Source organism: Variovorax sp. Sphag1AA (assembly GCF_014192575.1).
Taxonomy (GTDB): Bacteria; Pseudomonadota; Gammaproteobacteria; order Burkholderiales; family Burkholderiaceae_C; genus Variovorax.
The window spans coordinates 1-20,435 of the sequence record NZ_JACHYC010000009.1 but is presented as its reverse complement, the minus strand read 5'-3'; the positions used below and the strand labels follow the sequence as shown (position 1 = coordinate 20,435).

At 63.8% G+C, this 20,435-nt stretch carries 21 protein-coding genes; 9 read left to right on the top strand and 12 right to left on the bottom strand.

Annotated elements, in window-relative coordinates; all coding sequences use genetic code 11:
- Positions 1–14: 14 nt before the first annotated feature.
- The 4 genes from FHW64_RS29840 to FHW64_RS29825 form a co-directional block, all read right to left on the bottom strand.
- On the bottom strand, positions 15–965 hold the full coding sequence (locus FHW64_RS29840; RefSeq protein ID WP_184532154.1) for a ring-cleaving dioxygenase: 951 nt from the start codon (positions 963–965) through the stop codon (positions 15–17).
- A 44-nt stretch (positions 966–1,009) separates the two neighbouring features.
- Positions 1,010–1,699, bottom strand: a complete 690-nt coding sequence (locus FHW64_RS29835) for a nitroreductase (RefSeq protein ID WP_260306479.1) — start codon at positions 1,697–1,699, stop codon at positions 1,010–1,012.
- 171 nt (positions 1,700–1,870) lie between these two features.
- A complete protein-coding gene (locus tag FHW64_RS29830) occupies positions 1,871–2,770 on the bottom strand; it encodes a tryptophan 2,3-dioxygenase family protein (RefSeq protein ID WP_311733397.1) in 900 nt (299 codons plus the stop codon).
- Positions 2,771–2,804: 34 nt separating this feature from the next.
- A complete protein-coding gene (locus FHW64_RS29825; RefSeq protein WP_184532152.1) occupies positions 2,805–4,196 on the bottom strand; it encodes an amidase in 1,392 nt (463 codons plus the stop codon).
- A gap of 261 nt (positions 4,197–4,457) precedes the next feature.
- Between FHW64_RS29825 and FHW64_RS34575 the strand changes: the two genes are divergently transcribed.
- From FHW64_RS34575 to FHW64_RS29815, 3 genes are all read left to right on the top strand, one after another.
- Positions 4,458–4,754, top strand: coding sequence for a glutathione S-transferase N-terminal domain-containing protein (locus FHW64_RS34575; protein WP_260306478.1), 297 nt, complete (start codon positions 4,458–4,460; stop codon positions 4,752–4,754).
- A gap of 72 nt (positions 4,755–4,826) precedes the next feature.
- Entirely contained in the window at positions 4,827–5,522 is a 696-nt protein-coding gene (locus FHW64_RS34790) for a glutathione S-transferase C-terminal domain-containing protein (protein WP_311733396.1), read from the top strand.
- 95 nt (positions 5,523–5,617) lie between these two features.
- Positions 5,618–6,226 (top strand): glutathione S-transferase family protein, encoded by a 609-nt coding sequence (locus FHW64_RS29815; RefSeq protein ID WP_184532150.1) that lies wholly within the window; start codon positions 5,618–5,620, stop codon positions 6,224–6,226.
- Here FHW64_RS29815 and FHW64_RS29810 read toward each other — a convergent pair.
- The 3 genes from FHW64_RS29810 to FHW64_RS29800 are packed head-to-tail and all read right to left on the bottom strand — an operon-like array spanning position 6,180 to position 9,491.
- Positions 6,180–7,220, bottom strand: a complete 1,041-nt coding sequence (locus tag FHW64_RS29810; protein ID WP_184532148.1) for an acyltransferase — start codon at positions 7,218–7,220, stop codon at positions 6,180–6,182. The genes FHW64_RS29815 and FHW64_RS29810 overlap by 47 nt on opposite strands.
- Before the next feature lie 21 nt (positions 7,221–7,241).
- Entirely contained in the window at positions 7,242–9,131 is a 1,890-nt protein-coding gene (locus FHW64_RS29805) for a CocE/NonD family hydrolase (RefSeq protein WP_184532145.1), read from the bottom strand.
- Positions 9,132–9,152: 21 nt separating this feature from the next.
- Positions 9,153–9,491 carry a hypothetical protein gene (locus FHW64_RS29800; RefSeq protein ID WP_184532143.1) on the bottom strand — a complete coding sequence of 113 codons (339 nt, stop codon included), beginning with the start codon at positions 9,489–9,491 and terminating at the stop codon, positions 9,153–9,155.
- A gap of 239 nt (positions 9,492–9,730) precedes the next feature.
- Here FHW64_RS29800 and FHW64_RS29795 point away from each other — a divergent pair, with 239 nt between their 5' ends.
- The gene (locus tag FHW64_RS29795) at positions 9,731–10,147 is read left to right on the top strand and encodes a cupin domain-containing protein (protein ID WP_184532142.1); all 417 of its coding nucleotides are present in this window, start codon (positions 9,731–9,733) and stop codon (positions 10,145–10,147) included.
- Positions 10,148–10,187: 40 nt separating this feature from the next.
- Complete coding sequence (locus tag FHW64_RS29790) at positions 10,188–10,646, top strand: carboxymuconolactone decarboxylase family protein (protein WP_184532140.1); 459 nt, start codon at positions 10,188–10,190, stop codon at positions 10,644–10,646.
- 24 nt (positions 10,647–10,670) lie between these two features.
- Here the strand turns inward: FHW64_RS29790 and FHW64_RS29785 are convergent, their stop codons facing one another.
- The 5 genes from FHW64_RS29785 to FHW64_RS29765 all read right to left on the bottom strand — a co-directional run bounded on the left by FHW64_RS29785 (position 10,671) and on the right by FHW64_RS29765 (position 17,316).
- Positions 10,671–11,378: a dienelactone hydrolase family protein gene (locus tag FHW64_RS29785; RefSeq protein ID WP_184532138.1), complete on the bottom strand. Its 708-nt coding sequence runs from the start codon at positions 11,376–11,378 to the stop codon at positions 10,671–10,673.
- Positions 11,379–11,399: 21 nt separating this feature from the next.
- Positions 11,400–12,263, bottom strand: coding sequence for a hypothetical protein (locus FHW64_RS29780; RefSeq protein WP_184532136.1), 864 nt, complete (start codon positions 12,261–12,263; stop codon positions 11,400–11,402).
- 28 nt (positions 12,264–12,291) lie between these two features.
- Positions 12,292–13,125, bottom strand: coding sequence for an alpha/beta fold hydrolase (locus FHW64_RS29775; protein WP_260306491.1), 834 nt, complete (start codon positions 13,123–13,125; stop codon positions 12,292–12,294).
- 268 nt (positions 13,126–13,393) lie between these two features.
- A complete protein-coding gene (locus FHW64_RS29770) occupies positions 13,394–14,401 on the bottom strand; it encodes a LysR family transcriptional regulator (protein WP_184532132.1) in 1,008 nt (335 codons plus the stop codon).
- Between the two features lie 65 nt (positions 14,402–14,466).
- Positions 14,467–17,316 (bottom strand): winged helix-turn-helix domain-containing protein, encoded by a 2,850-nt coding sequence (locus FHW64_RS29765; protein ID WP_184532130.1) that lies wholly within the window; start codon positions 17,314–17,316, stop codon positions 14,467–14,469.
- Between the two features lie 201 nt (positions 17,317–17,517).
- Between FHW64_RS29765 and FHW64_RS29760 the strand changes: the two genes are divergently transcribed.
- From FHW64_RS29760 to FHW64_RS29745, 4 genes are all read left to right on the top strand, one after another.
- Entirely contained in the window at positions 17,518–17,751 is a 234-nt protein-coding gene (locus FHW64_RS29760; RefSeq protein ID WP_260306477.1) for a hypothetical protein, read from the top strand.
- Positions 17,752–17,785: 34 nt separating this feature from the next.
- Positions 17,786–18,793 carry a bestrophin family protein gene (locus FHW64_RS29755; RefSeq protein ID WP_184532128.1) on the top strand — a complete coding sequence of 336 codons (1,008 nt, stop codon included), beginning with the start codon at positions 17,786–17,788 and terminating at the stop codon, positions 18,791–18,793.
- Positions 18,794–18,934: 141 nt separating this feature from the next.
- On the top strand, positions 18,935–19,414 hold the full coding sequence (locus tag FHW64_RS29750; protein ID WP_184532126.1) for a carboxymuconolactone decarboxylase family protein: 480 nt from the start codon (positions 18,935–18,937) through the stop codon (positions 19,412–19,414).
- Positions 19,415–19,437: 23 nt separating this feature from the next.
- Complete coding sequence (locus tag FHW64_RS29745) at positions 19,438–20,196, top strand: SDR family oxidoreductase (RefSeq protein ID WP_184532124.1); 759 nt, start codon at positions 19,438–19,440, stop codon at positions 20,194–20,196.
- Positions 20,197–20,435 lie beyond the last annotated feature (239 nt).

The window sequence follows — 20,435 nt, the reverse complement described above, 5'->3', positions numbered from 1 at the left end:
TTTTTCCTGACGGGTCAGACGGCGATGGGTTCCAGGCGGCCGAGCAATTCGTTCTTGCGCTCGCGCAGCCACGGCGGGAGCTGGAACTCCGAGCCGAAGTGCCCCGGCGCTTCATCGATGGCGAAGCCGATGTCCGTGGTGGCCGCCTCGAACATCACGCCGCCGGGCATCTTGAAGTACATCGAGCGGAAGTAATTGCGGTTGACCGACTCGGACGTGTCGATGTGGCCCATCGACATGAGTTTTTCCTTGATGAGCATCTGCTGCTCGACGTTGTCAACGGCAAAGGCGACGTGATGGATCGTGCCTTCGCCGTAGATCGACGATCCCTGCAGCCGGTCAGGTTCATGCACGAACTCGACGATCGTGCCGGGCGCGCCGTTCGCGGTTTCGAAGCGGTGGTAAGGACCGGACTGGGCTGCGTACCGGAAGTCCAGCGCCTCCTGCATGAAGATGATCGATTCGGCGACCTCGCGAAGCGACAGCGTGATACTGTGCACGCCGCGGATCGCGAACTGCTCCGGGATGTCGCCGGCGGAGCAGGGCGGACGCGTGTCCCGGTCGGATTCGACGAGATCGAATTCGATGCCGCACGGGTGCTGGAAGCGCTGCCGTCTTTCATCGAATCTCTCGACCACGTCCTGGTCGAAGGCAACGCCCTTCGCGCTGAAGCGGTCGCGCCAGAAATCGAGCGAATGCTTCGGCACCGAGTAGTTGATCACCTTGATCTGGCCGGAGCCGCGTCGTCCCTTCACACCCTTCTGCTTGAAGGGGAACGACGTCACGAGCGTGCCGGCGTCACCTTGTGAATTGCCGTAGTAGAGGTGGTAGACCGGTTCTTCGCCGTCGAGAAGAACCGTCTTCTTGATGAGGGTCTGTCCTAGCAGCTTGACGTAGAAGTCCACGTCTTCCTGTGCGCCGCTGACGCACGCGGTCAGATGATGAAAGCCCTTGATGATTGACATGAAAGTCTCCTGTGAATGACTCAAATGGTTGATGGATGCCGCTGTTATGCGTCGATGAACGAGGTGAAGTCGTCGACTTCCACCTTGTGCAGGGTCATCCTGTTCTCCGCCAGCCTGTTGTCGGCCCAGCCCAGCGACATGCCGGCAATCACCATCTCGTCTTCGGGGATGCCGAGCTCGGCGCGCAGCACCGGGTATTGCAGCGACCAGATCTGTTGAGGGCAGGTGTCGAGCCCTCGGCCCCTGGCGGCAAGCATCACGTTCTGCAGGAAGCATCCGTAGCAGATGAAACTCGCCCGCTCCAGGCATCGATCCATCGTGAAGATGATGCCGACGGGCGCATCGAAGAACAGGAACTGGCGCTCGACGTCACGCATGCGCCCCGTCTTGTCGCTGCGATGCACGCCTTGCGCATCGCCGAGCTGGCCGCGAAAGGTGTTGAACCGGGTCGAATACGGATCGGGCAGGGGCTGCGGGAAGAACGCGTACTCGGGTTCCAGCTTCTCCGGGCCGGCGCGAAACGCAGCTACGGCTGCGGTCGTCACGCGCTTGCGCGCTTCGCCCGTGACGACATAGCAGCGCCAGGGTTGTGTATTGCTCGAACTGGGCGCGTACCTCGCGACCTCGAGGATGTCCCTGACCATGTCGAGCGCAACGGGGCGATCGAGAAAGCCGCGCTTGGTGTGCCGGTCCCGGATCAGGTCGTCAATGAAAGGGTTCGCACTCAACTCCATACTCTCCATCCGTGGGTTCGCTGACATGGTCGTTCCTCTGTGTGTGTGACGCATTGATGAAAGCAAGGAAATCGTAGGGAGGGGACCTTCGACTGAGAAGGCGTCGATGCTTGTACGCACGGTCCCGGATTGCCGAACGATCGACCTCGCAGCCGTCTTGGCAGTGGGTCGTCAGGCGCCCCTGGCCTTGGACATGTGCGGGCATACCGCTGGGGGATCGCCGATGAAGGTACGTGCCGACCAGAGCTCCGGAAACGGGATCTCGTTCATCGTGGGCATGAGCCATGCAACGCCTTCGGTGCCGAAGTAGGCCGGCCTGGCGCCGAAGGTCCTGCGCGTCGCCATGAGGTGGCGATGCTTCCATTCGGTGAATCCTTCGGCGATGTCGGCAAGCGTCTCGCCGAGTTGCTGAAGCTCGATGTTCTTGTCCGGGTCTGCGTAGATGTCTCGCCAGATCTGCTCGATCTCCTTGCTGGGGCTGTAGGGTGCGCTCAGATCGCGTTCGAGCAATGACGTGGGCACAGACCGGCCGATCCGGCTGAAGTATGCGAGGACGTCGTCGTAGAGGCTTGGCTCGGAAAGCACCTTCCTGAGTTGTGCCAGCCGTTCGGGCTGCGGCACGAAGTGCTCCAGGTGCTGGGATTGCTTGATGCCGAGCAGGTAGACCATCTGTCGATACGTCCACCCTTGAAGTGCCGTGTCCTTGCCATATTTCGCGACCGCGCAAGAAAGCATGGCGAACAGGTCAGAGGGGGTCATCCACTCGATCGATTTCCAGATGGCCTGGAGCGGCGCGTGATGTGCGACGACGCGGCGCAATGTTCGATGGGCCTCGCGCAGGTTGTCGGCCCGCAGACAGGCCTGCGCGGTCTGGATCTCCTTGATGATGAGCATCCAATAGAGTTCGGAGACCTGCACGTGCGTGATCCAAGCGTGCTCTCCGGGGTGGTCGCTCACCGTGCGCTGCAGGGCGTGAAGTGCATCCGTCTGCATCCACGCGCTGTACGGTGTCTGTCCGGTTCCGTGGCTTGACGATGCCTGGATGTCCAGGCTTGCAGGGTTGTTGCTCACAGTTATCTCCTTGGGTTGCGTTGGCGGGGTGGATTCAGGGTTCCGTTCGATGGGATGGGACGCGCGCTATCGACTCCAACTGCGCCGCAAGCCGAAGGAGCGCGCCGTCCTGTCCCGGCCGCGCCACGATCTGCAGCGATGCGGGAAGCGCGCAGCCAGCGTGCGTCAGGGGAATCGAGATGGCGGGGAATCCCGCGAGGTTGAAAGGCGCGGTGTAGGTCATGAGCGCCTCGCGCACAGTGCCGGACCAGTCGCAGATCACGGTCGATTGCGCGTGCCGCAACGGTGCGGTGCAAGGGCAGGTCGGCAGCACGAGGTAGTCGACCGTCGACATGACCCGGTGCAGGTTGGCTGCGAAGGACCGGCGCGTCTCCTGTGCCTCGGCATAGGCACGCAACTCCAGCTTCTTTGCCCGCTGCAAGCGCTCGACGGTCTCGGCGCCATAGTGCGTGACGATGCGGTCCCAGTCGTTTCGCCTGAAATGCTCTATGGCGCCTTCGGTCAGCACGATGCTCGCGAACGCGTCGTAGAGCTTGTCGAAGAGACCGGATGCCGCGGCATCGACCTCCACGCACTCCACCGCTTCGTTGATGCAATCGATGGCGTTGCCGAATGCAGAGGCGACCTCCGGGCTCGGGGGCACTGGGGCAATCCCACGTATGACGCCCAGGCGCGCGGAAGCCGAAGCATTGCGCGGGGGGAATTCAATCTGGAGGGCCTTCGCGAGAAGGACGACGTCATCGACTGTTGCTCCGAGAAGGCCCGGGTGATCGAGCGTCGGCGCCAATGGGAATATGCCGCGCGTGGAGAGTGTCCCGAACGTCGGCTTGAAGCCCACGATGTCGCACAGCGCTGCGGGGATGCGGACGGAGCCACCGGTGTCCGTACCCAATCCGGCGGCAATCGAACCAAAGGCGATCGCCGCAGCCGCGCCGCCGCTGGAGCCTCCGGCGATGCGTTGCTTGTCCAGTGGGTTCAACGTGTCACCAAAGACGCTGCTGGTCGTGGTGACGCCCCATGCGAACTCATGCGTACTCGTCTTGCCGATGGGGATCGCGCCTTGCTCGACGAGAGCTCTCACGATGTCGGCATCGGCGGTGGGGACATGACCGAGATAGGCTGCAGAGCCGTACCGGGTCTCGAGGTCCTTTGTGTCGATCAGGTCCTTGACGCCGATCGGCAGGCCCTCCAGCGGTCGCTGCGTGCCTTGGGCGTAGCGCAGATCGCTGTCCGCTGCCGCCGCCATCGCACGATCCCAGTCAACGATGGAGAAGGCGTTGACGGTTCGCTTGCAGGCCTCCGCGGATTGGAGCGACTGTTCGATCAACTCGACAGCGGTGATGCGCCGCGTCGCGAGCGCATCGAGCGCGGTTCGAAGGGTTGGGGAGCGCGATGCTGCGGTGGATGACTGATGGACGTGGCTCATGGCGTGGGGACTCGATCGGTGCCTGTTCTCTTGCGTAAAAAGATATGCCAATGAGCGTCCGTCGTCTGCTGTCCTTTGCAGGACACAGCGTCCAGCGATATGGACGACGGCATGCGGTGAGATCGTTCGGCGTCCTCGAACCGTGCGTGCAAGAACTGCAGGCTTCACCGTGGATGTGGATGTGCCTAGAGTCGGTCGCCGAGAGACGCGTGTCTCGAACTTCTACTGGAATCTTTGCCAGGACCTGATGGAGTAGCTGCCGTGAATGCAATCAAGAGCGACGCAAGCAAGAGCGATTCGATGTCGAGTGACGAGTCGTTGATGAAGATGGCGACAGCCGCTCGCGCGGCGATGGTGGATCCGGCTCGCTCGACCATCGTGGGCGATTTCGCGAACCCTCGCTTCGAGCTGTTCCATGCTGCGAGCTCGCTGTGCTCGCAGAAGGTGCGGGCTGTGCTCCACGAGAAGCGATTGCCCTATCGATCGAACGACATGCTCATCCTGAGTTCGATGGGCGCCGAAGGGCTTGTGCCGGCCGAACACTACAGCCCTGCCTAGGTCCGTCTGCGGCTGGTCGCCTGTCGCGAGCTGGGTCGGGAGTTCGTCAAGGGCTACAGCGGGCGGACGTCGGTGGAAACTGAAGGCTTCGACCCTTGCGTCGTTCCGTTGCTCGTCGATCACCAGGCGGGTCGTGTGATCGCGGATTCGCTGCGGATCTGCGCGTACCTCGATTCGACATCCCGCGAGGCGATCCAGCTCGTGCCGAACGCCCCCGAAGCGATTGCCGAAGTGATGCGCCAGGCAGGGATCGTCGACAGGATTCCGAATACCGCGCTGCTCTATGGCTTCCATCCGGATGCCGACATGCGGCCGGAGGCACTCAAGTCGGTGATGGAGACGGTGTACGAATACAAGATCCGGGTGCTGGAGGGATTGATCGCCGCCAATGCCGGGGAGCCCGAACTCGTCGCGGCCTACCGCGCGAAGATCACGAAGGAAAGCGGCGGCCTGCCAAGGCGACGGGACGCGGAGTTCCAGCGCGCCGCTCGCCTCCATACGCGCAAGCTGCTCGAGGATCTCGACCGTGACCTGGATGGGCAGTCGCCGTACCTGATGGGAAGCGCCTTTTCTCTCGGTGACGTGGTCTGGGGTGTCAATCTCGTTCGCGTGGCCTATCTCGGGCTGGCGTCTTTGTGGGACGACCTCCCGAACGTCACGCGGTATTTCGATGCGCTGGTCCAGCGGCCTTCGCTGTACGAGGAGGCGATCGAAGCCTCGGTGCGGAGCTTGCCGCACTCCAGACCCATGGATGCGCTCATGCATTGATTGCAGCAAGCGGGCCTTGGGCTCCGGCCTTGATCTCGCCATCCCACCTTCGTGGTGGGAAAATCGCGGCGCGCAGTCAATGTTGGAGCCAATGGATGCTTCGCCTCTATGACAGTCGGTTGTCCGGGAATTCGTGGAAGGTGCGAATCCTGCTGAGCCAGCTCGGGCTGCCGTATGAGCGCATCACGCTCGATCTCGTCAAGCATGAAACGCAGGATCCGGCGTTTCGCAAGCTCAGCCGTTTCGCACGCGTTCCCGTCCTCCAACTCGACAACGGCCAGACGATCGTGGAGTCCGGCGCGATCCTGCTTTATCTGGCGCAGGGCACGCCCTACCTCCCGGACGATCCGTTCGTTCGCGCGCAGGTGACGAGTTGGCTTTTCTTTGAGCAGGCCGACTTGCAGAAGCCGATCGCGATACCGCGCGTATGGCATTTGCGTGGCCTCACTAGCGGCAGAGAACAGGAGATCCAGCGCTTTCATGCCGAGGGTTACGCGGCCCTCGAGATGCTGGAAGGATGGCTGGACGGGCGAACCTGGCTGGTCGAAGAGCGCTATACGGTTGCAGACACGGCAGTTTTCGCCTACGTCTCGCTGGCTTCCGAAGGTGGCTACGAGATGGACCGATTTCCTTCCATTGGCGAATGGATCGCGCGAGTCAAGGGTCAGACTGGATGGGTGGAGCTGATCCCGCAAGCCGGCTGAGAGGCCATGCTCTTTCGCGCCATCGCTTGATGGGCATATCCACCAGGTGCAGGCAGATCGCGGCCATGGCGAATGAAAAGGCGATGCCGCAGGTCAACGTGATCCAGACCGGTGTGCCCAACTTCCTGAGCGTGAAGACGAGCGGAAAGTGCCAGATGAAGATCCCGTAGGAAAGGCGGCCGATGTAGACCATCGGCCGCGAAGCGAGAAAGCGGCTGTGCGCGTGATCCGCGACATGGCAGATCAGGAGGAAGGAGCAAAGCTCCGCAAGCGTGATCGACAGCGTCACTGCCTCGACCTCGCGATGGAGCGGCAGCGATGGCATGAATGGCATTGCGATGGCGAAGGCCAGCGCAACGCTGGCCACCGCGACGGAACCACCTGACACCTTGGGCCGGGCCAGCGCCGCGATCGCACCCAGCAGGATGCCGCTCATGCGCGTGTCGAAGCTGAAGTAGGCCTGCCGCCATCCCCAGTTGAGCGCGACGAAATAGCGCCACGCGGTCACTGCCACGAAGGCCGCGACCAGCCATGCCACCGGGCGCCGCGTGCGCAGCACGAGCGGAAGCAGGAGCGGCCATAGCAGGTAGAACTTCTCCTCGACCCCCAGCGACCAGGTATGCGCGACGGTAGGTGGAAGATTCCGGATGAATGCCATCGCGTAGTCCATGACGTAGAGCGCGGAGAGCGAGGCACTCATCCATCGGTTCTCGGTCGGCCACACGATCGGTGCCAGCCCGATATAGGCCGCCAGCATGAGCAGCAGGGTGGGGTAGAGCCTGAGCGCCCGCCGGGCGTAGAAGCGGCCGATGCGGATGTCCCCGGCTTGCCGGTACTCGTCGGCCAGCAGCGACGTGATCAGGAAGCCGGAGAGGACGAAGAACATGTCCAGCCCGGCGAACCCGCCGCCGGCGCCCGGCACGTTGGAGTGGAAGAGCACGACCGCGAGGATCGACAGGGCGCGAACGCCATCGAGTGCAGGGTTGTAGTGCATCGCGTTCCTGCGCCCCTCGAGTCAATGGCCGGTCAGGGGATCAGGTCGACACGGCTGCATCAGCGTCTTCCCGCACTCTGGATATGCGGCCGGTCCGCTGACGTCCTGGAGCAGGCCGAACCGCACGATGGAGTCGTATCTGGTGGTATGCAGCACATGCACGCGCTGCGCCTGTGTGAAGTTGTCGAAGACGAGGCCGCCGGTCTGCGAGGGCGTGTCGATCCAGATGCGAAGCCGCGAGCCCTTGCGGAAATAGTGGCCCATCTTGTTGATCTCCACGCGCGCGAAGGTCGGTCGGCCGGGCAGCACCGGGCTGAGATGCTCGGGTTGCTCCGAATGCACTGGCAGGAGCGGCGTCGATCGCGCCGTGTCGAGCGTTCGATTCGACAGGCGCAGCCATCCGCGCTGCACATAGGTCTCCTGGCCATCGGGACGAAGCTCGGTCACGGTGACCTGGATGTCCGCATCACCGGCGTTGGCCGTGACCCAGAGGTCCGCGCTGCCGGGCCCATACACCAACATGTCGCGCTCGAGCGGCGCCGAGGTGTAGGCAAGGCTCGTCTTCTTCCAGTCGGCGGGCAGCGGCCCCCAGAAGGTGGTGCCCGCGACGTCATTGACTGCGACGCCGGCGCCCGGGTAGTCGAACCCATCGGCGGCACCCGGCGAAACGCCATCGGAAAGCACGCCGCCCGGCGCCAGGTGGTACTCCTTCACAACGAGATCGGACGGCTTGACCGTGGGCTTGTGCACCGTCCAGCGCGGCTGCGGCGACGCGCGGCGTTCGAGCACGCTGTCGCCGGTCTCGAAGGTCTCCATCCACACGGTCGTGCGTGGTGTGTCGCGCTCGAAGCCGTTGTCCTGCCCCTTGACGAAGCGGTCGAGAAAGCGGATTGCCATAGCCTGGAAGGCCGCGGCGAAGTACATGTCGTGCCGCCCGTTCGTCTGGAACAGCCATAGCTTGTCCGGGTCCAGCCGGGCCTGATAGTGGCTGCTGCGCGGCGTGATCGCCTGATCCTGGAAGGCCTCGACCGACAGCACCGGCACCTGGATGCGATCCGCATTGCGCGCGAGGTCGAAGCTGTTCATGTAGTCGTCGCGCAAGGGGTGCGCCACCGGCAGATGCATCACCGAGTTCGATTCCTCGGCCGCGAGGTTCCTCACGATCTGCTGCAGGCATTGCGTATCCCCTTCTTCCTCCGCGGCCTGCGCGACGATGTCACTCCAGTAGCCGCGAAAGACGACGCGAAACGGCGTCAGGAACCCCGGTGCGGGCACGCCGCCAGGCGCAATGGCGTCGCGGTAGTCGGTCAGCACCATGCCGGGAACGATGGCGCGCAGGTGCGGCGGTCGATTCTGCGCCGTTGCGACCTGGGACGACCCGCTGTACGACGCGCCCACCATGCCGACCTTGCCATCGGACCAAGGCTGCACGGCAGCGAACTCGACGGCCTCGGCACCATGCTGACCTAGTTGAGGCCGCGTGTACTCCAGCCTGCCGTCGGAGCAGCCGGTGCCGGCCGTGTTCACGCCCATCACCGCGTAGCCCGCTTCCACCAGCCGCTTGTCCAGATCCACCGACATGGAGGTCCTGTACTTCAGGTAGGGCGTGGTTCCGATCGATCCGGCGTCATAGCCGTTGAGTGTGAGCACCGTCGGGAACCTGCCCGTGTTCTTGGGCAGAAGCGCGCTATAGCGCAGTCGCGCTCCGTCGGCAGTCGTCATGTAGCCGGTAATGCGGCGAGCCCAGAACGGCTTCATCACGCCGAGTTCCGGAAACTTGAACGGCTTCGAAACCGGAAGCCCGGTGTCCGGATCGAGCGGGCCCTCCTGTCCATGTGCCGCGAAGGCCGAGGCCAATGCCACCGTGAATGCGAGTCCGGCAGCGAAGCCGGTTCTTCCTGTTCTGGCCATCGTGTCGGAGGAGGGTTTGCGTCAGGAAACCGAAGTTCGACATCTTGCCGCGTCCTGGCGGCTTTTGCATGCCGCCTGCTCGCGATCGTAGAAGTCGCCGTCCAGGGTGAATCCTGCCTGCACCGACGGCTTCACCAAGATGACCCGGCCTGAGGCCGATCGCGCGATGACCACTTCGTCGGGCAGGCCATCGATCAGGTGAATCGGCGCGAGCCTCCCATCTGCGAAGCGTGACGCATAGATGAGGCCGGTCTCGTTGTTGCGAAACGCGGGGCGAAATCCCAAGGACCTGTTGTTGGCGCTGACGCCGCCGCTTCCTTTGAAGGCTGCGTTCTCTTGCGCAAGGATCGTCTGGTTCATCTGCTCACCTCGTGATCGGTGGATCGGTGGATCGGTGGATCGATGCCTCGATGCTAGGTGGACGCCATAGGCCCCGGAAGCTGGCTGGCGGGCACTGGAATGTTGTCCTCGGGGCGACAACCGAACTGGTGCGCAGCCAGCAACACCGTGCTCCCTTTGGCATGTCTACCTGACGTGGCGGTCGGTTCATAGGATCTGTCGACACCACCACTACCAGCACTCGCTGAAGGATGAAGTCGATGTTCTCCAACCGAAACACAGCAAGACAACTGCTCCTGGCCTGCGGCGTGCTGCTCGCACAGCATGCGGCCGCGGCGCCCCAGGCCGTCGTCAAGGAACTCATGACGCACGACCTGCCCGACATACCCGGCAAGGAGGTGCTGACGATCAGCGTCGACTATCCCCCGGGCGCGGTCGATCCCGTCCACCGGCACGACGCGCATGCCTTCGTCTACGTCCTCGAGGGAACCATCGTGATGGGGCTCAAAGGCGGCAACGAAGTCACGCTCACCAAGGGGCAGACCTTCTATGAAGGGCCCGGGGACATCCATACGGTCGGCCGCAACGCGAGCAACAGCAAACCCGCGAAGTTCATCGTCACGCTGATCAAGCCGAAGAACGCCCAGTTCTTCATTCCGGTGCAGGAAGGCCGTTGAGGCCGGCTGCGCTCTTTCAACCCACCACCAGGAGAAACTCATGAATCAACCCAGACTGCCGTGGACTCAGATCGCGCCCAAGGCCTACCAGGCAATGGCTTCGGTCAATGGCGCAATTGCCAAGTCCTCCCTCGGCCCCGCGCTGATGGAACTCGTTCAGACGCGCGCCTCCCAGATCAATGGGTGCGCGTTCTGCCTCGACATGCATGCGCGTACGTTGCGCAAGCACGGCGAGAGCTGGCAGCGCCTGAACAGTCTCCAGACCTGGCGCGAGGTGGACTTCTACGACGACCGCGAGCGCGCCGCGCTCAACTGGACCGAGGTCCTGACCCAGTTGCCCGACCATCACTATGACCATGACGCCGCATTCGAGGAACTGAAGGCGCACTACAGCGACCAGGAGATCGTGGAGCTGAGTTGGACCATCGCCTCCATCAACGCGTGGAACCGCATGTCGGTCGGCATGCGCACGCCCCCCTCGCGCGACCCACTGGAGTGAGTCGCGCATCGCCCGCGAGGGCGATCAGGCCCGCTTCAGATGCAGTTGCAGAAAGTCGCGGGTCCGTTCGTTCGCCAGTGCGGCGGCCGCGGCGTCATAGGCGATGCCGTGGTGCCGCGCAAAGGCGTGCCCGCATCCGGGATAGCTGAAGACTTCCACCGTCGGCCGGTACGCGAACGCCTCGCGGATCTGCCGTTGTGCGGGCTTGCCGATGTATTCGTCTTCTTCTGCGAGGTGAACGATCAGAGGACTGTTCACGCCCGCCGCCTCTTCCAGATGCTTGTCGGCGTTGCCGGGGTAGTAGGCCACGGCGGCATCGGCGCCGACACGTGCGGTCGTCAGGTAACTCAACAATCCGCCGAGGCAGTAGCCGACCACGCCGACCCTGCCCGTGCACTGCGGCACCTTCCGCACGGTCTCGATGGCGGCTGCGATGTCCCGCACTCCGGCGTCGAGGTCAAAGGCAGCGTAGAGCGCCGTTGCCTTGATGCGCTCAGCTTCGGTTTGGTCCGTCAGGGCTATGCCGGGCTCGATGCGCCAGAAGAGGTCCGGGCAGATCGCGAGATAGCCTTGCGCAGCCAGTTCATCGCAGGTCTGGCGCAGGTCGGCGTTGACGCCGAAGACCTCGTGGATGACGACGATCGCCGGCGCGGGCGCGGGCGTGTTCTTGGGTTCGGCGACGTACGCCGCGAAGGTGCCTTCCGGCGATGTGATCCGGATGGGATGTGACATTTGAATCTCCTTTGGAAAAGACTACGAGCCGAGCCAGAGCGAGACGTTGCGCACGTACTGCCGGGTCGATCGAAGCGCCTCCGCGAACCGCGCCATGCCGGAACCGGCAGGCTCGATCACGAAGGATGGGCAGCCGGCGGCCGGGTCCCAGTTGTAGTCGGCGAAGTGATGGAAGGTCGATTGCGCGATGACGCGCCCGCCCTGGTGGGATCGTTCGAAGGCGACCGCGATGTTGAAGCGCCGGCCGGTGGCCGAACTCCTGCCCTCCATGATCACGCGGCTGCTCGGATCGTCCGGCGGCGCACTCACCGCTCCTTCATGCGGATGCGCGGGCAGGTACTGGATGACGCCGCTGGACGAGTGCCTGTCGCGCATGACCGGATGGATGCTCCCCACCGACCACACCCGCTGGTAGTCTCCGTTGGCGCCGGAGTGGTAGTTGGGCCAGGAGATGCCGGGACTGTTGGGGTTGTCGATGCATTGCCGGCTCTGGTCAGCCTCGCAGTTGCGGCTGTGAAAGTGATGCGCTGCACCGATGTCGGCAAGGTGCAGGAGCGAACTGCCGAGGTCCATGTGGTCGCGCGTGATCAGAAGCGATCCGCCGGCGCGGCGGAAGCGGGTGATGCCCGCGCAATCGTCGGCCGTGAGGCCGTCGCCGTTGTCGACGCCCAGAAGCCAGAGCTGGTCGACGTCCGATTCATCGAGCGTCGACAGCATTGGGTCCGGCGCGCCGCGGCGAGTGCGATTGCGCGCCGTCACGCGAAACAGCGGTCGGCCATGCTCGTCCTGCAATTCGCGCAGGAAGGTACTCAGAAGACTGAAGCGCGAAACGTTCCAGTCGTCCGGCACGTCTTCAATGGTGGTCTGGAGCAACAGGTGAAGCATGGCTCGGTCGCGTGCGGTTCATCCCCACTCAGGCAGTGCCGCTCAGGAAGGCGAGCAGATCCGCGTTGACCCTGTCCTGCATGGTCGCGGTAAGGCCGTGCGGCGCGCCGGGGTAGTAGATCTCCTTGGCGCCCTTGACCAGCTTCGCGGCCTTTTTTGCGGAATCGTGCACCGGCACGATCTGGTCGTCCTCGCCGTGCATGAAGAGCGTGGGCACGTCGATGCGCTTCAGGTCTTCGGTGAAGTCGGTCTCCGAGAAGGCCTTGACGCACTCGTAGGCGTTCTTCTGACCGCTTTGCATGCTCCAGAGCCAGAACTGGTCGAGGATGCCCTGCGAGACCTTCGCGCCCGCGCGGTTGGCGCCATAGAACGGCATCGCGAGGTCCCTGTAGAACTGCGAGCGGTCCGCTGCGACGCCGGCACGGATGTCGTCGAAGGCCTGCATCGGAAGTCCTTCGGGGTTCGATGCCGACTTCACCATCACCGGCGGCACCGCGCCGATCAGAACGGCTTTGGCCACGCGCTTCGTGCCATGCCGCCCGAGGTAGCGCACCACCTCGCCGCCGCCCGTCGAGTGCCCGACCATGGTGACCTTCTTCAGGTCCAGCGCCTCGAACAGGGCCGCCAGATCGTCGGCATAGCCGTTCATGTCGTTGTTCGAGGAAGACTGCGTGGACCGTCCGTGGCCGCGCCGGTCATGGGCGATGACGCGGAAGCCGTTGCGCGCGAGGAAGTGCATCTGCCCGTCCCACGCGTCGGCATTGAGCGGCCAGCCGTGCGAGAACGTGACCACGGGGCCATCGCCCCAGTCCTTGTAGTAAATCTGCGTGCCGTCCTTGGTGGTGATGGTGCTGCTGGTCATGCGGGAACTCCTGTTGGGTTGGGATGCGGGGGAAGAAGTGGCGGCGTTGGCCGTGCCTTCCGTCAATGCGGTCATTGCGCCGGTGGCGAGAGCAGCGCCGCCGAGCAGAAGGCTGCGGCGGCGCGCAGGAATATGTGCTTGGGTCATGAGAGTCCTCTGTGTTGAAAGTGACGGGTTCATCGTAGGTTTGCGTCCCCGCGCGCGGTAGATCCGAGGGGGGACTCAACCTGTTGTTCGGCGGGCACCAATGCCGGTAGCCGTGCAACGATCAGGCGGCCTGCAACTCGGGTTCGGCCGCGCACTGAAGATCGGCGGCCCGGATCTTCTCGACCATGAAGTCGATGAAGGCGCGCATGCGTGTGGGCAGATGCTGCCGGCTCAGGTAGCAGATGTAGTGGCCGCGATCGTCGGGCGCATGATCTGCAAGGCAGGCCACGAGCGCGCCACTGCGCATCGCATGGCAGATCATGTAGCCGGGCAACTGGGCGATGCCCTGGCCGTCGAGTACCGCCTGCAGCACTAGGTCCGAGTCGTTGTAGGTGAGCCTGGCTTTTGGCAGAAACTTGCGAAGCTCGCCATCCACCTTGAACTCCCATTCCGAGATCCGTCCCGAGGTGTGCCGGAAGTTGATGCATTGGTGCTGCGCCAAAGCCTCGACCGTGGCGGGCAGTCCGTGCGCCTGCCGGTAGGCCGGGGAAGCGCAGACCAGCATCTGCATGGGGATGATCTGCCTGGCGATGATCTGCGCGTCCTCGATGCGCCCGTTGCGAAATTCGATGTCGATGCGGTCCGCGATGAAATCCGCAGGCTTGTTGCCGAGGGACAGGTCGATCGTGACCTCGGGATAGGCGCGCTGGAATTCGCAGAGGAGCGGTGCAACCACCCTGCGGCCGAAGCCGGCCGCGGCGCTGATGCGCAAGTGCCCGCGCGGTGGTCCTGCGCGCAGGTCTTTCATTTCCTCCACCGCCTGCACGATCCGGTCGACACCCGTGTGGCAACTCGCATAGAACATGTCGCCCTCGCGAGTCAAGGTCGTGCTGCGCGTGGTGCGCTGGAACAGTCGCACGTTGAGTTGGTCTTCCAGTCGCTGCACGCTGCGGCTCACTGCGGAGCGGCCGATGCCGAGCCGGTCCGCCGCGCGCGCGAAGCTGCCCTCGGCCACCACGGCGATGAAGGCGACAACGCCCGCATAGGTCGTGGCGAAGCTGGATGCAAGTGGATCGGCGTGCACCGTCGGCGACGCGATCGAGGAAGGAGACAGTAAGGATATTGACATGGCATGCACTCTGCGCGCACCGGCCAGTGGAGGCCAGTTAATGCCTGTCAAGGTTTGTTATCGGCTCAGGGACACGTGAGCTGGAGACGCAGGGCGCGGGCTTCGTCGAGTTCCGGGCCTTCGCTGCCGGCCGCGGCGGCGCGCTCGCAGATTTCCGCCAACCTGCCGGCGGCCCGATCCCGCTTGCCCAGGCGCTGTCCCAGTCTGGCGAGGCTGGTGACTGCACGAAGCTCCCAACTCAGCGCGCCCTGTTGCCGGGCGAGATCGATCGCGCGAAGGTAGAAATCCCCGGCCGCGGGCAGCCTGTCGCGCTGTTCCTCGCGCCAACCGGCGGCACGCCAGGCTTCGGCCGCGCACCACAGGCCTTCGCCCCTTTCGATCCGGGCAATGATCTCATCGTCGAGCCAGTTGACGCAGAAGGTCAGGAGCATCTCCTTGTGGGGTGCGTCGTAGCCTGCGAGTTTTTCCCGGACCCCGCAGACATGAAGCTGCGGATCCGTTGCGAGACGCAGCTGGAGGCCCTGGCTGAACCATTCCGCGTATCGGTACCAACCCTCCAGGCCCTTGCGACGGGCCTCTTCCATCATCCGTGGAATCCACCTGCGGGCCAGTTCCAGTTCGCCACTCCACAGTGCGACGGCGCAACTCCCGTACAACGCAGCGCACAGCGACACGGAGTTGCCGGTCGCCTCCGCGCGCGAGACGGCGTCGCTGGCTGCTTCCAGCGCCTTCACGGTTTGCCCTTGCAGCCACAGCGTCTTGCACAGCACGGCCTTGGCTGCGACGACGTCTTCGGGCCCGACCACCGCGGTGACGGCCGTTCGACCGAAGGGGCCGGAAAGGCCCAGTGCCGCTTCGCTGTGCTTCCTCGAAAGCGCGAAGCTGCCGCAGAAGTGATTCGCCATGGCGCTGACGCGGTGCGAGAGGATGAGTGCCGGCGGGTCGTCCCAGGATTGCACGACCGATTCGAGGATCTCGCTGTTGCGCAGTGCCGCCAGGTACTCACCGCGGAACATGTCGTGCGTGCAGCGACCCCAGCGCGCATGCAGTTCCGGGATCCGCATCTTCACGGCCAGGGCGCCGGCCAGCGCGCGATCGCATGCCTCGCTGCTTTCGTCGCTGGGCGCGCCGGTGCTCAGCAACGCGCTCACCAGTGCGGTGTTCAACGAGGCGGCGGTCTCGATGTCCGGATGGGGCTGTCTGTCGACCAGCGCGAGCGTGGCCCGGACCCAGTCGCGATATTCCGCGACTTGCGACACCTGGAACCACAACAGAGCGGAAGCGGTGATCAGCGACGTGGCGAACTTGGTATCGAGCTGTTCCGTCAGGCACATCTCGATCGCAAGGCGCACGTCGTCCAGCCGGAACGCGTACCTGCCGAGCCACGCCTGCTCGCCCAGTTCGTGCAATTGCGTGCGCGCCGTCTTCATCAGATCGAGCATGAGTGCGGCATGCCGGCGGATCATGGCCGGGCGTTCGTCGCTCGCCGCCAGCAGAGCGGCCGCATAGCTGCGGGTCGTGATGAGGAGCCGGTACGGCGCGATCGCGTCGTTGTTGTCGAAGGAGACCAGCGATTTGTTCGCGAGCGAGATCAGCGCGTCGAAGGCCAGCTCACCGTCCATGTCGCTCTGCGCCACGCTCAGCGCGGACTCCACGTCGAAGCGGCCGCGGAAGACCGAAAGCCGCCGGAACAGTTTCAGCTCGTCAGGTGTCAGCAGCGTCGCGCTCCATTCCAGGGTGGCGGCGAGCGTCGTGTGGCGTGCGAGCAGGGCCCGCTTGTCCATGGAGTAGAGCCGCATGTGGTCGTTCAGCCGCAGGGCCAAGTCGCCGATGGGCTGAACGCCCAGGCGCGCGGCCACCAGCTCGATCGCCAGGGGGATGCCATCGATCTGTCGAGCGATCTTTGCCAGGGCGGAGCCATCCGATTCGCCGAACACGCGCGAGCCCGCAGCGGCGGCTCGTTCGACGAGGAGTTCGACGGCCGGTGCACGCATTGCCTCTGAGAAACCCACGTCGTCCTCATCCGGAACGGCGAGAGGAGAGAGGCGCAGCACGTGCTCTCCCTGGACCCGCATTGCTTCCCGGCTTGTCGCGAGAATGCGCAACTGCGGAAGCTCGGACAGCAGCCTGGACACAAGCGGCGCCACGGTGTCCACCACATGCTCGCAGTTGTCGATGAGCAGAAGCGCATCCAGGCCGGCAAGGCGCATGACGACCGCTTGCATGGTGTCGCCCATATCGGTAGTCACGCTCAGTGCTCGGGCCAGGGTGCTCAGCACGCGGTCGCCGGACGCCAGAGGCGACAGATCGACAAAGGCGATCCGGGAAGCCTTCTGCTGTTCGAGGCACTCCGCCGCACGGATCGCGACGCTCGTCTTGCCGATGCCGCCAGTGCCGACGACGGTCACGAGCCGACCGATCCCGAGCGCCTGGTGGATGCGCTCCACGTCGGCCTCGCGCCCGATCAGTCGGGTGAGGCGAACTGGCAGCTTCGTGAAATTCACATCGGACGGCACCTGCCTGTCCGCGACAGTGGGGGGCGTCGCTTCGCGATAGACCCGGCCGTTGAAACGGTAGCCGCGCAGTGGAATGTTGGAGATCCATTCTTTGCACTCCTGCGCGTCCTCCGGCTCGCCCAATGCCTTGCGAAGCGTGGACATGTGGACGCGCACGCTGGCCTCTTCGACGACGACGCCGGCCCAGACCGTGGCCAGCAAGTCCTCCTTGCTGACCACTTCGCCGGGCCGTTTGATCAGTTGCAGAAGAAGGTCGAAGGACCTGGAGCCCAGGCGCACGGCCTCACCCTGTTGCTCGATACGCCGCTGCGCTTCCCACAAGACGAACGAGCCGAAGCGCCAACAGGTGTCGGTCGGCGCTTGTGTGGGTTCGGCTTGCGCTGTGTGCGGTGGCTCCATGGGGCGATGATCCGCGAAGGCCGTCGAGTCTAGCGGAGGACCCTATCCAATGCGGGGACATTGGGGCCATTGGTGCGTCTCCGTCAACGCAGTGCGCGATTGCACATGTCTTCTGCATCGGGGGGTGGCTTCCTACGATCTGCCGCATGAACCTCCTAAAGAACGGTCACGATGAGCCCAGCGAGGCCGACGAGGTCTTCGATGCCACCGGAATCGCGGCACGCGCCAGGCGCGCCGGCGATCCTGCACCCAAGCATCGGCACCGACATCCCGGTGCTCAATGGCAACGGGCAGTGGGTGCTCCCGGTGCCCGCCACCTACGTGATCGACACCGCAGGGAAGATCCGCTTCGCATTCATCGAAGAAGACATTCGCAAACGTGCCGAGCCGCGCGAGGTGCTTGCTGCCATGAAAAGCATGGGACTTCGGGTCTAGTGGCGCGGCCCGCATCTCACACCACACGACCGCCATGCACCTGGGAAAGTCCTACAAGGTCACCGAGTTCATCGTCTGGACCCGGCGTCAGATCTATCTTCTTCTGTGCGTGGGTGCCGTGCCGGTAATCCTCTACCAGGTCTTCGGCCTGAAGTGGCTGAGCTTGCCGCTCACCGTGGTCGGCTTGCTTGGCACTGCCACCTCCTTCATCGTCGGCTTCAAGAACGTCCAGACCTACAGCCGGACGATCGAGGCGCAACAACTCTGGACCGCCATTCTCGGAACCAGCCGGTTCTGGGGCTCCAGCGTGCACAGCTACGCACTGAATCCTGCCGACGTTCGGGACCTCCTCGCGAGGCATGTGGCATGGGTCACCTGCCTGCGGCATGAACTCAGAACGCCGAGGCCGTGGGAGACCCTTACGAAAGCGTCGCATGCCGAGTACCGTCGCCTGTACCGCATTCCCGAACACGAGACCGCCATCGAGCACGAACTGCGGCGTCACCTGCACCCGGCGGAGCAGCGGCTGGTTGCGAATGCCGCAGACAAGGCGACGCTTGTGCTCTGCCTGCAAGGCCGTGCATTGAAACGCCTTCTGGATGAGAGACGCCTGTCGCCGACCTATCACCTCGAGCTGAACAAGCTACTGAAAGAGTTCATCGACCAGCAAGGGCGCGCCGAACGCATCAAGAACTATCCCTATCCGAGGCAGTACGCGATCATCAACACGATCTTCGTCTGGGCGTTCTGTGCCTTGCTGCCTTTCGGGTTGCTGAAGGAGTTCGACAAGCTCAACGAGGGCATCACCGGCCTCATGCAAGGCTACATGGTGTGGCTCGTGGTGCCGTTCAGCGCCACCATCTCATGGATGTACGCCGCACTGGATCAGGTGGGGGAGAGCACCGAGAACCCCTTCGAAGGCAGCGCCAACGACGTCCCTATCACGCACATCTCGAAGCGTATCGAGCGCGAGTTGATGGCGCTTGCCGGTGAGTCCGTACTGCCGCAGGTGCCGCAACCCGTCAACGACATCCTGATGTGATCGCATGCAGGCATGCCGTCGATTGTTGCGTTGCGCTCAACATCGTGAGCACGCGCGAATGGCTACCCGGATGGAGTCCTCAAACCTAGCATCGATTCCGCTTCGCGGTTCCCGCAAGCCGTTCCATCCAGGAGTTAAGTCATGACCCAACGTATCAACTATGCGGAGCAGTCCCCGGAACTGTTCAAGAAGTTCGTCGAGTTCCTCAACGCAATCAAGGAGGGCGCCATCGAGGAATCGATCCGCGACCTGGTGGCCATCCGCACTTCGCAACTCAATGGCTGCACCTTCTGCCTCGACATGCACGTCAAGCAGGCCAGGATCCATGGCGAGCGAGAACTGCGGCTCTACCACCTCGCTGCGTGGCGCGATTCCACGCTATTCATTCCGCGGGAGCGCGCCGCACTCGCATGGACCGAGGCGCTGACGAAGCTGCCCGAGCAGGGCGTTCCCGACGACATCTACGACCGCGTGCGCACGCAACTCTCGGAGAAGGAAATCTCGGACCTCTCCTTCCTCGTGATGTCAACCAACGCATGGAGTCGTCTGAACGTCGGCTTCAAGAGCGTGCCCGGCTCGTCCGACAAGGTTCTCGGCCTTGACAAGGCGAAGCTCTCCTGAAGCACATCGAAAGGAACATCATCATGAAGATCGTCGTCATCGGAGGCTCCGGCCTCATTGGGTCCAAGACCGTCGCAAGGCTGCGCGCGCGTGGACATGACGTGCTGTCCGCGTCGCCGGCATCGGGCGTCGACACGCTCACAGGCGAGGGCCTCGACGAGGCGCTCGCCGGCGCGCAGGTAGTTCTGGACGTGGCCAACTCGCCATCGTTCGAGGACAAGGCGGTGATGGACTTCTTCCGCACCTCGGGGCAGAACCTGCTGGCGGCAGAAGCGAAGGCCGGCGTGAAGCACCACCTGGCCCTCTCGGTTGTCGGCACTGACCGGCTCACGGAGAGCGGTTACTTCCGGGCCAAGATCGTTCAGGAGACGCTGATCCGCGAGTCGAAGATTCCATACACCCTCGTTCGCTCGACCCAGTTCTTCGAATTCCTGGGTTCGATCGCGCAATCGGGGGTGAATGGCGACAAGGTGCACCTGTCCCCCGCCTTCGTGCAGCCAATTGCCTCGGACGATGTGGCGGATGCGGTCGCCGACTACACGGCCAGCACGCCGCAGAACGCCATCGTCGAGATCGCGGGGCCGGAGCGTGTGCGGCTGTCGGATCTGGTGCAGCGTTTCCTGAAGGCATCGAACGATCCGCGCACTGTGGTGCCGGACGCGCATGCGCGCTACTTCGGGGCCGAACTGAAGGACGACACCTTGGTACCGGGCAGCCCCAACCCTCGTCTGGGTGCGCTTGGTTTCGAAGCCTGGTTCGCCCTGCCGAAGACGCCGCGTTGATTGCGAGCCTCCAATTTGCTCCGGGTTCAAGAATCGGTCTGCTCTTCCGGGAACGCCGCTTCTCCCCAGGGTACGGAGCCGACTTGACCTCGGAACGTTGGCTTTCGAATTCCCTCTTTTCCCGGCGCAAGACCGCTTCGCAGCGATTCTGTTGAAAAACCCGCTGGCAAATTGGTTCGGGTCGCCTATGTTGAAGGCAACGAATTTGTTGGAGGCGCTTTGACATGATGGGTCAACAG

What these genes read in the sequence shown, in the direction of transcription:
- FHW64_RS29840 (WP_184532154.1), bottom strand. Translation starts at nt 965, where the DNA reads ATGTCAATCATCAAGGGCTTTCATCATCTGACCGCGTGCGTCAGCGGC.
- FHW64_RS29835 (WP_260306479.1), bottom strand. Translation starts at nt 1,699, where the DNA reads ATGGAGTTGAGTGCGAACCCTTTCATTGACGACCTGATCCGGGACCGG.
- FHW64_RS29825 (WP_184532152.1), bottom strand. Translation starts at nt 4,196, where the DNA reads ATGAGCCACGTCCATCAGTCATCCACCGCAGCATCGCGCTCCCCAACC.
- FHW64_RS29815 (WP_184532150.1), top strand. Translation starts at nt 5,618, where the DNA reads ATGCTTCGCCTCTATGACAGTCGGTTGTCCGGGAATTCGTGGAAGGTG.
- FHW64_RS29810 (WP_184532148.1), bottom strand. Translation starts at nt 7,220, where the DNA reads ATGCACTACAACCCTGCACTCGATGGCGTTCGCGCCCTGTCGATCCTC.
- FHW64_RS29805 (WP_184532145.1), bottom strand. Translation starts at nt 9,131, where the DNA reads ATGGCCAGAACAGGAAGAACCGGCTTCGCTGCCGGACTCGCATTCACG.
- FHW64_RS29800 (WP_184532143.1), bottom strand. Translation starts at nt 9,491, where the DNA reads ATGAACCAGACGATCCTTGCGCAAGAGAACGCAGCCTTCAAAGGAAGC.
- FHW64_RS29795 (WP_184532142.1), top strand. Translation starts at nt 9,731, where the DNA reads ATGTTCTCCAACCGAAACACAGCAAGACAACTGCTCCTGGCCTGCGGC.
- FHW64_RS29790 (WP_184532140.1), top strand. Translation starts at nt 10,188, where the DNA reads ATGAATCAACCCAGACTGCCGTGGACTCAGATCGCGCCCAAGGCCTAC.
- FHW64_RS29785 (WP_184532138.1), bottom strand. Translation starts at nt 11,378, where the DNA reads ATGTCACATCCCATCCGGATCACATCGCCGGAAGGCACCTTCGCGGCG.
- FHW64_RS29780 (WP_184532136.1), bottom strand. Translation starts at nt 12,263, where the DNA reads ATGCTTCACCTGTTGCTCCAGACCACCATTGAAGACGTGCCGGACGAC.
- FHW64_RS29775 (WP_260306491.1), bottom strand. Translation starts at nt 13,125, where the DNA reads ATGACCAGCAGCACCATCACCACCAAGGACGGCACGCAGATTTACTAC.
- FHW64_RS29770 (WP_184532132.1), bottom strand. Translation starts at nt 14,401, where the DNA reads ATGTCAATATCCTTACTGTCTCCTTCCTCGATCGCGTCGCCGACGGTG.
- FHW64_RS29765 (WP_184532130.1), bottom strand. Translation starts at nt 17,316, where the DNA reads ATGGAGCCACCGCACACAGCGCAAGCCGAACCCACACAAGCGCCGACC.
- FHW64_RS29760 (WP_260306477.1), top strand. Translation starts at nt 17,518, where the DNA reads ATGCCACCGGAATCGCGGCACGCGCCAGGCGCGCCGGCGATCCTGCAC.
- FHW64_RS29755 (WP_184532128.1), top strand. Translation starts at nt 17,786, where the DNA reads ATGCACCTGGGAAAGTCCTACAAGGTCACCGAGTTCATCGTCTGGACC.
- FHW64_RS29750 (WP_184532126.1), top strand. Translation starts at nt 18,935, where the DNA reads ATGACCCAACGTATCAACTATGCGGAGCAGTCCCCGGAACTGTTCAAG.
- FHW64_RS29745 (WP_184532124.1), top strand. Translation starts at nt 19,438, where the DNA reads ATGAAGATCGTCGTCATCGGAGGCTCCGGCCTCATTGGGTCCAAGACC.